At 72.4% G+C, this 12,377-nt stretch carries 11 protein-coding genes and 1 pseudogene; 1 reads left to right on the top strand and 11 read right to left on the bottom strand.

Features of this window, described 5'->3' with window-relative positions; genetic code table 11:
* Positions 1 to 4: 4 nt before the first annotated feature.
* The 4 genes from D7044_RS15800 to D7044_RS15785 form a co-directional block, all read right to left on the bottom strand.
* Positions 5 to 1,975 carry a DUF5941 domain-containing protein gene (locus D7044_RS15800; RefSeq protein WP_120689386.1) on the bottom strand — a complete coding sequence of 657 codons (1,971 nt, stop codon included), beginning with the start codon at positions 1,973 to 1,975 and terminating at the stop codon, positions 5 to 7.
* Positions 1,972 to 2,718, bottom strand: a complete 747-nt coding sequence (locus D7044_RS15795; protein ID WP_120673606.1) for an ABC transporter ATP-binding protein — start codon at positions 2,716 to 2,718, stop codon at positions 1,972 to 1,974. The genes D7044_RS15800 and D7044_RS15795 overlap by 4 nt, the downstream gene beginning before the upstream one ends.
* Before the next feature lies 1 nt (position 2,719).
* Positions 2,720 to 3,547 (bottom strand): ABC transporter permease, encoded by an 828-nt coding sequence (locus tag D7044_RS15790; protein WP_120673607.1) that lies wholly within the window; start codon positions 3,545 to 3,547, stop codon positions 2,720 to 2,722.
* A 68-nt stretch (positions 3,548 to 3,615) separates the two neighbouring features.
* Positions 3,616 to 4,986 carry an L-serine ammonia-lyase gene (locus D7044_RS15785; RefSeq protein ID WP_120689385.1) on the bottom strand — a complete coding sequence of 457 codons (1,371 nt, stop codon included), beginning with the start codon at positions 4,984 to 4,986 and terminating at the stop codon, positions 3,616 to 3,618.
* A gap of 411 nt (positions 4,987 to 5,397) precedes the next feature.
* Between D7044_RS15785 and D7044_RS15780 the strand changes: the two genes are divergently transcribed.
* Positions 5,398 to 5,604, top strand: coding sequence for a PspC domain-containing protein (locus tag D7044_RS15780; protein ID WP_120673609.1), 207 nt, complete (start codon positions 5,398 to 5,400; stop codon positions 5,602 to 5,604).
* Between the two features lie 568 nt (positions 5,605 to 6,172).
* On the opposite strand, the gene D7044_RS15770 is transcribed toward D7044_RS15780, so the two are convergent.
* The 7 genes and pseudogenes from D7044_RS15770 to pdxH form a co-directional block, all read right to left on the bottom strand.
* A complete protein-coding gene (locus tag D7044_RS15770) occupies positions 6,173 to 6,934 on the bottom strand; it encodes a DUF4230 domain-containing protein (protein WP_120673610.1) in 762 nt (253 codons plus the stop codon).
* 122 nt (positions 6,935 to 7,056) lie between these two features.
* A complete protein-coding gene (locus D7044_RS15765) occupies positions 7,057 to 8,232 on the bottom strand; it encodes an acyl-CoA dehydrogenase family protein (protein ID WP_120689384.1) in 1,176 nt (391 codons plus the stop codon).
* 45 nt (positions 8,233 to 8,277) lie between these two features.
* Positions 8,278 to 8,583: a type II toxin-antitoxin system VapB family antitoxin gene (locus tag D7044_RS15760; RefSeq protein WP_120673612.1), complete on the bottom strand. Its 306-nt coding sequence runs from the start codon at positions 8,581 to 8,583 to the stop codon at positions 8,278 to 8,280.
* Positions 8,584 to 8,771: 188 nt separating this feature from the next.
* Positions 8,772 to 9,374 carry a nitroreductase family protein gene (locus tag D7044_RS15755; RefSeq protein ID WP_120689383.1) on the bottom strand — a complete coding sequence of 201 codons (603 nt, stop codon included), beginning with the start codon at positions 9,372 to 9,374 and terminating at the stop codon, positions 8,772 to 8,774.
* Positions 9,375 to 9,392: 18 nt separating this feature from the next.
* On the bottom strand, positions 9,393 to 10,319 hold the full coding sequence (locus tag D7044_RS15750; protein ID WP_120673614.1) for an aldose 1-epimerase family protein: 927 nt from the start codon (positions 10,317 to 10,319) through the stop codon (positions 9,393 to 9,395).
* Positions 10,320 to 10,454: 135 nt separating this feature from the next.
* Positions 10,455 to 11,729: pseudogene (locus D7044_RS15745) on the bottom strand (MFS transporter); the annotation flags it as partial.
* Positions 11,726 to 12,352, bottom strand: coding sequence for a pyridoxamine 5'-phosphate oxidase (gene pdxH / locus D7044_RS15740; protein WP_120673616.1), 627 nt, complete (start codon positions 12,350 to 12,352; stop codon positions 11,726 to 11,728). The pseudogene D7044_RS15745 and the gene pdxH, both read right to left, overlap by 4 nt.
* Positions 12,353 to 12,377: the final 25 nt, after the last annotated feature.

Raw genomic sequence — 12,377 nt, 5'->3', positions numbered from 1 at the left:
TCCGTCAGCCCGGTACGCCGTCCCCCATCCGCACCGGCACCGCCGACGCCCGTGCGGCGCGGGCCGGCAGAACCACCCAGGCCAGGACGACGCTCGCCACGAAAACCACGAGAAGGTACGTACCGAGTGTAGCCATCCCGATACCGCCGAACCCGACAATTGCCGCGAGGGTCAGCAGCACCGAGCGCCCGTCCCAGCCGAACGTGGCCGCGTGCAGCGGCGGGGCGGCCTGCCGCTTCTCCAGCCGGGCGGTGAGGTCGTAGTGGTGCACCGTGAGCACGAAGAGGTACCCGAAGATCAGCCAGGGCGGCACGTCACCGAGCACCCCCACGGTGATCGCGAAGAGGAACTCGGCGGCCCGCAGCGCGGCCGGCACCAGCCAGTCCAGCGGACCGTCGTGCCGGGCCCGGGCCCCCAGGCCGCCGACCAGCAGCATCAGCAGGGCGACCGGCAGCAGCCAACGCAGCTCGTCCGTCCCGCCGTCGGAGCGCCCGACCACCAGCGCCGCCACCAGCAGCGCCGCCGGGCCGAGCGCCGCGAGGAGCGCGTAGCCGAGCGGCCCCGGCGTACGCGACGCCGGCAGCCACCGCACCAGCGGGCCGTCGTCACGGTGCAGGGTGGCATCGACGGTGGCCAGCACCCCGACCCGCATCCAGCGCGCCCGCAGCGTCCGCAGCGCACCCGTGTAGACGAACGCCAGCACGCCCCAGACCAGCACCGCGATCAGGCTGACCAGCGGGTTGAACAACGCCACGGTCAGCGCGATCAGCGCCCACCGCTCCCCGATCGGGAAGACCACCGTGCGCTTCAGCCAGTACGACAGCGAACCCGTGTCGGCCTGCACCCGGGTCGAGGCGCTGTTCAGCCGGTCGCCGATGCCACCAGCGGTGGCCGCCGTCCGGGGGCGACGCGCCGCCTCGTCGTGCAGGACGCCGTACCACGTGTCGGTCATGTGCCGGACGGTCTGCAAGGTCATGGCGGCGATCGCCAGCGCCCAGCCGTACCGGTGACCCGCCTGCGTCGCACCGATGCCCAGGCCGGCGTAGACCACGTACTCCTTGGCCCGGTCGGCCATCGTGTCGAGCCAGCCACCCCAGGCGCTGAAGTTGCGGGTGTAGCGGGCCAGCTGCCCGTCCACGCAGTCGAGCACGAACCCGAGGTAGAGCAGGATCGCCCCGCCGACCAGCGCCGCCCGGTCACCGACCGCGAAGAGCACCGCGGCGGCCACCGCGAACGCCACCGAGATCGCCGTGACGATGGTCGGGGTGAGACGCAGCCGGGCCGAGGCCCGCACCACCAGCGTCGACCAGGTGCTCACGAAGAAGGTGGTGAAGAAGTCGTCCCGCTCCTTCACCGACAGGCGCAGCTCGGCGCGCTTCTCGTCGACCGCGGCCACCGCCGCCTCGGCGGCGGCCAGCTCGGCCGCGTCGCCCACCCGGTGCGCGACGAGCAGCCGTACCCGGTGGGCGAAGGCGACCGTGCCCCGCGCGGCGAGCCCGGCGAAGAGCCGGTCCACCGCGGTCTCCCCGGCCGATGTCACCGCGGCGGCCCGGGCGGCGGCGGCGAGCGCGGGCAGATCCTGCGCGGCGACCCGCAGCGCGCCACCGAAGACCCCGGTGGCGTCGGGCAGCGCCCCCGCCGGCCCGGTCTCGACCACCTGCCCGCGCTCCTCGCGCACCGCCGTCCGATCGGCGGCCGGCGGGTCACCGAGCACCAGCGCCACGGTCGGGCCGACCGGACTGGTGAGCAGGTGCCGGAGCACCGCCGTGTGCGCGACCAGGTCGGCGCCGGCCACCAGCACCGGGCCGGTGGCGACCTCGACGAGGGCGGCCAGTTCACCGAGGTCGGCGACGAACCGGACCTCGTCCGCCCCGGCCCGGCCGCACTGCGCGGCGAGCCGGTCGGCGAGCGTCTCGCCGGTACGCGTGGGCAGGCCCGCCGTGCTCCCGCCGGCGAGCACGATCGCGAGGGTCACCGGGGGACCGCGCTGTGGTAGGCCTCTAGCGCCTCGGCGACCGTGCCGTCGACGGTCAACCGCCCGCCGTCGAGGAAGAGCCCCCGACGGCAGAAGCGGGTCAGGTCCTTTTCGTTGTGTGACACCAGCACCAGTGTGCGCCCCTCCCCGAGCAGACGGTCAATCGTCGCATAACACTTTTTTCGGAACTCGGCGTCACCGACCGCGGTCACCTCGTCCATCAGCAGGATCGGATGCGGCAGATGCGAGATGATCGCGAAGCCGAGCCGGACCTTCATGCCGGACGAGTAGTGCCGCACCGACGTGTCGATGGCCCGCTCCACCTGCTCACCGGCGAACGAGACGATGTCGTCGAAGTGCCGCTTCAGATAGCCCGACGACAGCCCGTGCAGGCCGCCCACCAGATAGAGGTTCTCCCGCCCGGTCAGGTCGTTGGAGAAGCCGGCGGAGAGCTCCAGCAGCGGCGCGACGTCACCGCGAACCCGGATGTCACCCTCGTCGGGGATCAGCACCCCGGCGATCAACCGCAGCAGCGTGCTCTTGCCGGTGCCGTTGCGCCCGATCACCCCGATCGTGTCACCGGCCCGGACGGTGAACGACACGTCCCGCAGCGGCCAGAACTGGCCCGACAGGGCGTTCCGCCCACCCCGGTGGATGAACAGGTCACGCAGCCGCAGCTGCCGGCGCCGGTTGCGGACGAACCGGATGCCGAGACCGTTCGCCTCGATGATCACGTCGCCCATGTCAGAGTTCCTTGAGCACGGCGGGTTCGAGACGACGGAACGACCACCAGCCGGCCGCCAGCACCAGCAGACTGCCGGCGACCGTGGTGCCGAGCAGCCGGGCGTCCGGGAACTCGTCCGCGTACCAGATCGAATGGTGCAGCTGGAAGACGCCGACCAGCGGATTGAGCTCATACACGATCTTGAGCCAGCCGGGGAGGTCGGAGTCCCGGACCAGGCTCAGCGGATAGATGATCGGCGTCGCGTAGAAGAGCACCCGGATGATCAGCCGCATGAACCGCTCCACGTCGCGCATCAGCACGTTGAACGCGGAGAGCAGCAGCGCCAACCCGACCAGCAGGGTGCCCTGGACGAGCACGGCGAGCGGCAGCGCCAGCAGGGACCACCCGAGGTCGATCCGCCCGTGCACGGCGTACGCCACCGCGACCGCGACGAGGACCGGCAGACCGGCCAGGTACTCGGCGAACCGGCCGGTCACCCGCCCGATGGGGAAGACCTGCCGCGGCACGTTCATCGTGGTGATCAGCCGGGCCTGGCCGGTGAGCGCGTTGGTCGCCTCGCTCAACGCCGAACTCGTCCACATCCAGGCGAAGATCCCGGTGATCAGGAAGAGCGGGTACGACTCCGCCGCCTCACCCAGGTGCCGGCCGGTGTCCCGGGAGTAGAGCACCCCGAAGACGAACCAGTAGATCGCCCCCATGCCGAGCGGCTCGATGAGCGACCAGACGTAACCCAGCAGCGACTGCTGGTACTTGACCGCGAGATCGCGTTTGACCAGGATGCGCAGGGAGTTGCGGTGCGACCACAACGCCGCGACCCCAGAGGTCACCGCTGCCTCCCGCCTGAGTAAACGGACGACAGGTTAGCAGCCGGTGAACGGTCGCCCTGCCGGCACGCTCAACACTCGATCACGTTGACGGCCAGACCGCCGCGTGCCGTCTCCTTGTACTTGACCTTCATGTCGGCGCCGGTCTCCCGCATGGTCTTGATGACCTTGTCCAGCGAGACGGCGTGCACCCCGTCCCCGCGCAGCGCGAGCCGGGCGGCCGTGATCGCCTTGATGCTAGCCACCGCGTTGCGCTCGATGCAGGGGATCTGCACGAGGCCGCCCACCGGGTCGCAGGTCAGCCCCAGGTTGTGCTCCATACCGATCTCGGCGGCGTTCTCCACCTGCTCCGGGGTGCCGCCCAGCGCCTCGGCGAGCCCAGCGGCCGCCATCGAACACGCCGAACCCACCTCGCCCTGGCAGCCGACCTCCGCACCGGAGATCGACGCGTTCTCCTTGAACAGCACACCGATCGCGCCCGCCGCCAGCAGGAACCGGACCACCCCGTCCTCGGACGCATCCGGCACGAACCGCGTGTAGTAGTGCAGCACCGCGGGGATGATCCCGGCCGCGCCGTTGGTCGGGGCGGTGACCACCCGGCCGCCGGCCGCGTTCTCCTCGTTGACCGCCAACGCGAAGAGGGTCACCCAGTCCATCGCCCGCAGCGGATCGTCACTGCCGGCCTCCGCCTCCAGCCCACGGCGCAGCTCGGCGGCCCGACGGCGGACCTTCAACCCGCCGGGCAGCACCCCGTCCCGCTCGCAACCCCGATCGACGCACTCGCGCATCACCCGCCAGATCTCCAGCAGGCCCGCGCGCACCTCGGCCTCGCTGCGCCAGGAGAGCTCGTTGGCGAGCATCACCTCGCTGATCGACAGCCCGGTGGCGGTGGTGACCTTCAGCAGCTCCGCGCCGGTGAGGAAGGGGTAGGGGACGGCTGTCGTGTCGGGCACGATCCGGTCGGCGCCGGCCGCCGCCTCGTCGACCACGAACCCGCCGCCGACGGAGTAGTAGGTGCGCGCCCGCAGCTCCGCACCGCTCTCGTCGTACGCGGTGAAGGTCATCCCGTTCGGGTGGTACGGCAGCGAACGGCGGCGGTGCAGCACCAGATCCCGGTCCGGATCGAAGTCGATCTCGTGCGCGTCGAGGAGGCCGATCCGCCGCTCCTCACGGATCCGGGCCACCCGGGAAGCCACGCTGTCGGTGTCGACCGTCTCCGGCGCCTCGCCGGTCAGCCCGAGCAGCACCGCCCGGTCGCTGCCGTGGCCGTGGCCGGTCGCCCCGAGCGAGCCGAACAGCTCCGCGTGCACCCGGGCGGTGACGGCGAGCAGCCCGTCGGCCTTGAGCCCGGTGACGAAGGTCCGCGCGGCCCGCATCGGCCCGACGGTGTGCGAGCTGGATGGCCCGATTCCGACGCTGAAGAGGTCAAAAACGCTGATCATGGCTGCACTTTCCTCGCCGTCACGCCCGTCGTGCGGGTACGGCCCCGTCATGGTCGCCCGGGTCGGGCGGCCGCCGCGGAAGCCCAGGGGTGTGGGTGTCCAACCGGCGAGCCTACCCGGCGGGTCCGCACCCCACCCGGCAGTCCGCACCGATCGCCGCGTCGCAGGGTCACGGCCACACAACCGACGGTGACCCACCCTGATCCGCTTCGCCAGGGGCACGTACGGGCTGCGGCGCGAACTGCGCCGAATCGGACATATGGCTGCGACGAGTCGGCTGCGGCGGACGCGGGTAACCACCTACGGGTACGGGATCCACCGTTCGTCCTGCGGTCTGAGGGCGGGGCGGCGGCGGGTTCCTACCGTGGGTTTCAGACGCGGCACTCACCGCCGCAGAGTGGGAGTACGACGATGAGTCGCAAACTGGTCCGGCCCCGCCAGGGGCGCATGCTCGCCGGTGTCTGCGCCGGCCTGGCCCAGCGGTTCGGCATGTCGGCCGGCATGGTCCGGCTGCTGTTCCTGCTGTCGCTGCTGCTGCCCGGCACGCAGGTGATCGTCTACCTGGTGCTCTGGCTCCTGATGCCCAACGAAGACCGCCACCTCGCCCCCACCCGCTAACCAGCCGGCCCCCGGGCGGCCCGGCCCCCTGCGGCCCGGCCCCCGGGGCGACCCGACCCTCCGAACGGCCCCAGCCCCCGAACGGCCCGGCCCACGGGCGACCAGGCCCACGCCGCAGAGCAATTTCCGGGAAGTTGTCGCCTTTCCCCAGCCGTAAGCAGCAATTACCCGGAAATTGCGCAGATCTTCGGCCACGCCCCGCAGGCACACAGCGCCCAGCGACCCCGCGCCCCACCCCCGGCGCCCCACCCCCGCGCCCCGTCCGCGCCCGCGCCCGCGCCCGCGCCCGCCGCCAACCCCGTTGATCAAGAGCTTTGCGTCACCGCAGCTGCGGAATCTGACGCAAAGCTCTTGATCAACTGGACGATCGGAGGGCGGAGGCGGGGAGGCGGGGGCGCGGGGGCGCGGAGGCGCGGAGGCGCGGAGGCGCGGAGGCGCGGAGGCGCGGAGGCGCGGAGGCGCGGAGGGCGGAGGCGCGGAGGCGCGGAGGCGCGGACGGGGCGGACGGGGCGGTGGACGGGGCGGCGCCCGCCCCGGGATCGGGGCGGGCGCCGTCGGGGGTTTGCGGTCAGGGGGCCACGTAGGTGATGGTGACCCGCTCGTAGCCGAGGGAGCCGAGCAGCCCCTCCAGCATCTTGCGGGTGTTCTCCTCCGCCCGGGCGCCGAGCCCGCTGTCCCGGGCGGCGGCGGTGATCCGGTCCTCGGCGAGGCGGTAGACCTCCTGCTGCCGGTTCGGGTCGCTGCCGAACACGTCACCCAACCGGTTGAGCAGGCCACGCTTCTCAGCGAAGACGTAGCTCTTCTCCAGGTCCAGGTTGGTCTCGCCGAGCTGCGGCGCGGGCAGCTTGATCTCCACCGACTTGCCGTCGGCCGACTCGACGATCGCCCCGTCGGAGATCTTCGAGAAGTCCACGTACGCCTCGACGCTGCCCGCCCCGACGAAGAGGGTGCGCTCGTTGAGCAGGAAGTCCGGCACGTACTGGCGGTCCTTCTGAAGATCGACCACCACCTGGAAGTTGCCCTCGGCGGCCACGTAGCGGCTCAGGTCCTGAATCGACTTCAGCAGCGTCGGTTGGCTGCGATCCGTCGTCTCCTCGGCGAACGGGTTGCGGAAGCTGGGGAACAGCCCGGCGGTCTGCACACCGAGCAGCACGATCACGGCGAGCGCCGCCGCGCCGAGCACCCAGAGCAGACCCCGGGCGGGGCGGTTGGTGGCCGTCGGTGTCGCCGGCGCCTCGGGCGCGGCGTCCGAGCGTTCCTTGAGCGCATCGCCGGTCGGGTAACCCGGGAACTCCCTGGTGGGCTCGTTGCTGTCAGCGTCGCGGGCCATCGCCCTCACCGTCCTCGTCAGACACTGCCGTCTGCAATGACGGTACGTCCGCCGTACGACAGCCGCGCGTCGAGCCGGCATGAAAGCTGTATCCGCAGGTCAGCCCCGGCACACGGGAGGGCTCAGGCGAAGGCGTTGAGCCCGGTCAACCGCTGCCCGATGACGAGCTGGTGGATCTCCGAGGTGCCCTCGTAGGTGAGCACGCTCTCCAGGTTGTTGGCGTGCCGCATCACCGGGTACTCGCCGGAGATCCCGTTCGCGCCGAGGATCGTCCGGCACTGCCGCGCGATCTCCAACGCCTCACGGACGTTGTTGAGCTTCCCGACGCTCACCTGCTCGGGGCGGAGCCGGCCGGCGTCGGCGAGCCGGCCCAGGTGCAGCGCCAGCAGGTAGCCCTTCTGCAGCTCCACGGTCATGTCGGCGAGCTTGGCCTGGGTCAGCTGGAAGCCGGCCAGCGGACGGCCGAACTGGGTGCGGGTGACCGCGTACGCCAGGGCGGTCTCCAGGCAGTCCCGGGCGGCGCCGAGCGCACCCCAGACGATGCCGTGGCGGGCCTCGGTGAGGCAGCTCAGCGGCGCCTTGAGCCCGACCGCCTCGGGCAGTTGGGCGGCTGCGGGAAGCCGCACGCCGTCGAGCACGATCTCGCCGGTGAGCGACGCGCGCAGTGACATCTTGTGGCGGATCTCCTGGGTGCTCACGCCCGTTGTGTCCATGGGCACCACGAAGCCCCGCACCCCGTCCTCGGTACGCGCCCAGACCACCCCGACGTCGGCGATCGGCGCGTTCGTGATCCACATCTTGCCGCCGTCGAGGACCCAGTCGTCGCCGTCGCGGCGGGCCCGGGTGGCCATCGAGGCCGGATCGGAGCCGTGATCGGGCTCGGTCAGCCCGAAACAGCCGATCGCCTCGCCGGCGGCCATCGCCGGCAGCCAGCGCTGCTTCTGCTCCTCGCTGCCGAAGCGCCAGATCGCGTACATCGCCAGCGAACCCTGCACCGAGACCAGCGAACGGATCCCCGAGTCACCGGCCTCCAGCTCCAGGCAGGCCAGCCCGTACGCGACCGCCGACGCGCCCGCGCAGCCGTAGCCGCTCAGGTGCATGCCGAGCAGGCCGAGCTTGCCGAACTCGCGGGCCAGCTCACGGGCGGGCAACTGGCCCTGCTCGTACCAGTCGGCGACGTGCGGTCGTACCCGCTCGTCCATCAGCTGGCGCACGACGGCGCGGATCTGCCGCTCCTCCTCGCTGAGCGCGGAGTCCAGGTCGAGCAGTTCGAGCGGTGCGCTGGTGCGGGGGCTCATGGCAGCCACCCTAACGGTGGCTCAGCTCCGGAGGCGAGGAGCGGATCACTCCGCCGGCTCGGAGAGCACCAGCACCCGGGCGTGGATCTGGTTGCGCTGCTGGAGCGCCGCCCGCAGCGCCCGGTGCAGGCCGTCCTCCAGGTAGAGGCCGCCGTGCCACTGCACCACGTGCGGAAAGAGGTCGCCGTAGAAGGTGGAGTCCTCGGCGAGGAGCTTGTCGAGGGCCAGCTCGCGCTTGGTGGTGATCAACTGGTCCAGGCGCAGCGGTCGCGGCGGGATCTCCGCCCACTGCTTGAGCGTCAGGTTGTGCTCCGGATAGGGACGCCCGTCCCGAACCGCTCTGAAGATCACGACGGCACGCTCCCTCCCCGTGGCCGAGCCGACCGGCGGCGCCGTGCCGGGTCGCGGCGTGGCACCGCAGGGCGCGGCACCGATGACCCGTGCCAGCCTAGCCGCCTGTCGCACACCGCGTACTTCTCCCTGATGTCAGTTTCGCTACCGCTCGCCCGATCTCCAACCGGGCGAATCCGGCGTGCCGGTCAACTCCACCGGCCCCGGTGGACCACCTCGTCGACCGGACGCCGCCCCCGCCGCAGCGACGGTGACCGATGGTCGGCCGCCCGGTAACCGACCGTCACCGCACCGATCGGCTCGTACTCCTCCGGCACGCCGAACGCCTCCCGGTACGCCGCCAGCCGCTGAGGGTGGATGCCGAAGAAGCACGCCCCCAGCCCCTCGTCCACCGCCGTGAGCAGCATCAGCAGGGCGGCGAAGCCGGTGTCCACATACCAGTAGGGCACCGGCCAACGCTGCTCCGAACGGTCCGTCCAGCCCTTGTCCGGCTCGGCGTACCGCTCCAGGTAGGCCGAGCGGTTGGCGTGCGGCACGACGATCAGCGGTGCCTTGCGCATCCCCGCCAGCCAGCGCTCCCGGCCGCCACCGTCCGGAGTGGCCGCCGCCCAGAACCTCTCCCGGTCGGCGGCCTCCTCCAACACCAGGAACGCCCAGCCCTGTGCGAAGCCGGCCGAGGGCGCGCGGAGCGCGTGGTCGAGCAGGCGCTGCACCACGTCGGGCGGGACCGGACGGTCCGGGTCGTAGTTGCGCACCATCCGCCGGCGCCGCAGCACCTCGGCGAACTCCATGCTGCTCCCCCTCCCGCCTCAGGCGCCGGGACGGATACCCCAGACGCCCCGCCAGGTCTCGTCCGGCCCGAGCACGATCACGTCGTGGTTGGAGCGGAAGGCGTCCGGCGGGCAGGTCATCGGCTCGATCGCGACCGAGCGGCGGTGCCGCTCACCGGTCAGCGTGTCGCCGGTGAAGACCTGCCACCACCCGAACTCCCGGTCGGCCCAGATGGTCACGCCCGACCCGTCCGGCGCGGCCAGGCTCACCGACGAGCCACCGTCGGCCTCCCGGACCACGTCCCCGAAGGCGAGGTCGAGGACTGCCGCGCCGATCGGGCGCGGGCTCGTCCAGTCGTACTCGGTGCCGTCCACCGGGGTCACGCCGATCGGGAGCAGGCGGTTGTCCAGCATCATCCGGCTCCGGCCGGGCACCCGCATCGCCAGGTCGTCGACCGGCACCCCGGGCAGCTGCAGGTACGGGTGCACGGAGAAGCCGAACGGCGCCGGCTCACCGCTGACGTTGCGCACCTCGTGCTCGGCGCGCAGGCCGCCCTCCCCGACGCTCCACCGGCTGCGCAGCTGCAGCGCCCACGGGTAGCCGGGCTGCGGCGGCATCCAGCACCCGAGGGTCACCGCGTCCGCCGACTCCTCGATCAGCTCCCAGGACACCCAGTTGACCAGGCCGTGGATCGCCACGTGCCGCGCCGGCTCGGTGAGCGGCAGCTGGTGGGTCCGCTCGCCGGTGCTGTAGCGCCCGTCCCGGATCCGGTTCGGCCACGGAGCGAGCACCTGGCCGGCGGAGCCGGGGCAGAGTTCGTCCTCGGCGTACCCGTCGAGGTAGTCGACGCCGTCGTGCGAGTACGTCCGCAGCCCGCCACCCACCTCGACGATGACGGCCTCATGGCCGGCGGCGGAGATGGTCCACTGGGTGCCCGACGGGGGACGCTGGTCAGGGGTGCGCATGTCGGCGACCCTAATCGGTCACTCTCGGTCACCGCCCGACGCCGTCGCCGCACGGTCGCCGCCGGGTGCCCCGGCCGCCGGACTACCGTCCACGGCCGTCGATCCCGCGCCACCGGCCGGCGCCGCGTCGGTGCCGGCCGCGTTCGTGGCGGCCCGGTAGCGCAGCAGCGCCGGGAAGGCGACCGCGAGCACCACGACCAGCACCGCCGAGGCGACACCGCCGGCTATCCACGCGACTCCGCCGCCGAGCCCGGCCGCCATCGCGCCGGCGCGCAGGTCACCGAGGCGCGGCCCGCCGGCGACGACCACCGTGTTGACCCCCTGGAGCCGGCCACGCATCCGGTCCGGCGCGTAGATCAGCAGCATGGACTGGCGCAGCACCGCGCTGACCAGGTCGGCCGCGCCGGCGACGCCGAGCAGCAGGACCATCAACCAGAGTTGGTGGGCGAACCCGGCCGCCGCGATGGCCACGCCCCAGGCGACCACCGCGAGCACCAGCCCGAGCCCCTGCCGGCGGAGCCGGCTGATCCAGCCGGAGGTGAGCCCGCCGATCATCGAGCCGATGGCGATCGCGCTGTACAGCCATCCGACCGCCCCGTCGCTGAACCGCTCGTGGGCGATCTCCGGGAAGAGCGCCCGGGGCATGGCCAGGATCATCGCGATCAGGTCGACGGCGAACGAGAGCAGCAGCACCGGGGTCGTCGCCAGGTAGCGGAAGCCGTCCACGACGCTCGCCAGCCCCGCCCGGCGGGGTGTGCCGTCGCCCTCCGGGTCCGGCTCGGGCGGCAGCGCGGGCAGCCGCAGCGTGGCCCAGAGCGAGACCGTGAAGAGCAGGGCGTCGACCGCATACGCGACCGGCAGGCCGACGTCGACACCCCAGGACGAGAAGATCAGGCCCGCCGCGAGCGGGCCGACCACCGAGGCGGCGGTGAAGGTGGTGTAGTTCAGCGTGCTGGCCGCGGGGACCAGCTCGTCGGGCACCAACCGCGGCAGGATCGCGCTGCGGGCCGGCGCGGTGATCGCGAAGGCGATCGACTGCACCGCCACCAGGATCAGCAGCAGCACGGGACTGCCCACCTGCAGCAGCGACTGGGCCAGCAGCCCCAGGGTCGACGCCCAGAGCAGCGTGCCGGCGCCGAGCAGCACCTTGCGTCGGTCACTGGCGTCGGCGACCGCGCCGCCCCAGAGACCGAAGATCAGCAGAGGTACGAAGCCGGCGATGCCGAGCAGGCCCACCCAGAGGGAAGCCTCCGTGATGTCGTACATCTCGACCGGCACGGCCACCGCGGTGAACTGGAAGCCGAACATCGCGATGCCGTTGCCGAGCCAGATCCGCCGGTAGTTCGGCACCCGCAGCGGACGCAGGTCGATCGCCCACCGGCGTACCCCGGCGCGTTGTTTTCCGGTCACGGCGCCAGCCGTTCGACGGTCCAGTCACCGGCGTCGGTGCGCCGGAACCGCAGCCGGTCGTGCAGCCGGCCGGCGTGGCCCTGCCAGAACTCCACCGAGTCCGGGCGGACCCGCAGCCCGCCCCAGTGCGGCGGGGCGGGGATCGGGCCGTCGCCGAAGCGCTGCGCCGCCTCCCGGTAACGGGCCTCCAACGCCGCCCGGTCGGGGATCACCTGCGACTGCGGGCTGGCCCAGGCGCCGAGCTGGGAGGCGCGGGGCCGGGTCGCGAAGTACGCCTCGGTCTCCGCCCTCGGCACCTCCCGCACGGTGCCGGCGACCACGACCTGGCGCTGCATGGGGAACCAGGGGAAGACCAGGCTGGCGTACGGATTCGCGGCCGCCTCGGTGCCCTTGCGCGAGGCGTGGTTGGTGAAGAAGACGAAGCCCTCCGGGTCGTAGCCCTTCAGCAGCACGGTGCGGCCGCTGGGCCGCCCGACGGCGTCGGCGGTGCCGACCACCATGGCGTTCGGCTCCGGAAGGCCGAAGGCCACGGCGTCGGCGAACCAGCGGGCGAACTGGGCGTGCCAGTCGCCGGCCAGGTCAGGCTCGGAAAGGCCCCGGTCCGCGGCGTACTCGTTACGCATCGCACCCGGGGCTGGTGTGTCGCCC

Source organism: Micromonospora musae, from assembly GCF_003626635.1.
Classification (GTDB): domain Bacteria; phylum Actinomycetota; class Actinomycetes; order Mycobacteriales; family Micromonosporaceae; genus Micromonospora; species Micromonospora musae.
Note: the sequence above shows the minus strand (reverse complement) of the source record. Positions and strands in the feature narration are given on the sequence as shown.

What these genes read in the sequence shown, in the direction of transcription:
- D7044_RS15795 (WP_120673606.1), bottom strand. Translation starts at nt 2,718, where the DNA reads ATGGGCGACGTGATCATCGAGGCGAACGGTCTCGGCATCCGGTTCGTC.
- D7044_RS15785 (WP_120689385.1), bottom strand. Translation starts at nt 4,986, where the DNA reads ATGATCAGCGTTTTTGACCTCTTCAGCGTCGGAATCGGGCCATCCAGC.
- D7044_RS15780 (WP_120673609.1), top strand. Translation starts at nt 5,398, where the DNA reads ATGAGTCGCAAACTGGTCCGGCCCCGCCAGGGGCGCATGCTCGCCGGT.
- D7044_RS15770 (WP_120673610.1), bottom strand. Translation starts at nt 6,934, where the DNA reads ATGGCCCGCGACGCTGACAGCAACGAGCCCACCAGGGAGTTCCCGGGT.
- D7044_RS15765 (WP_120689384.1), bottom strand. Translation starts at nt 8,232, where the DNA reads ATGAGCCCCCGCACCAGCGCACCGCTCGAACTGCTCGACCTGGACTCC.
- D7044_RS15755 (WP_120689383.1), bottom strand. Translation starts at nt 9,374, where the DNA reads ATGGAGTTCGCCGAGGTGCTGCGGCGCCGGCGGATGGTGCGCAACTAC.
- D7044_RS15750 (WP_120673614.1), bottom strand. Translation starts at nt 10,319, where the DNA reads ATGCGCACCCCTGACCAGCGTCCCCCGTCGGGCACCCAGTGGACCATC.
- pdxH (WP_120673616.1), bottom strand. Translation starts at nt 12,352, where the DNA reads ATGCGTAACGAGTACGCCGCGGACCGGGGCCTTTCCGAGCCTGACCTG.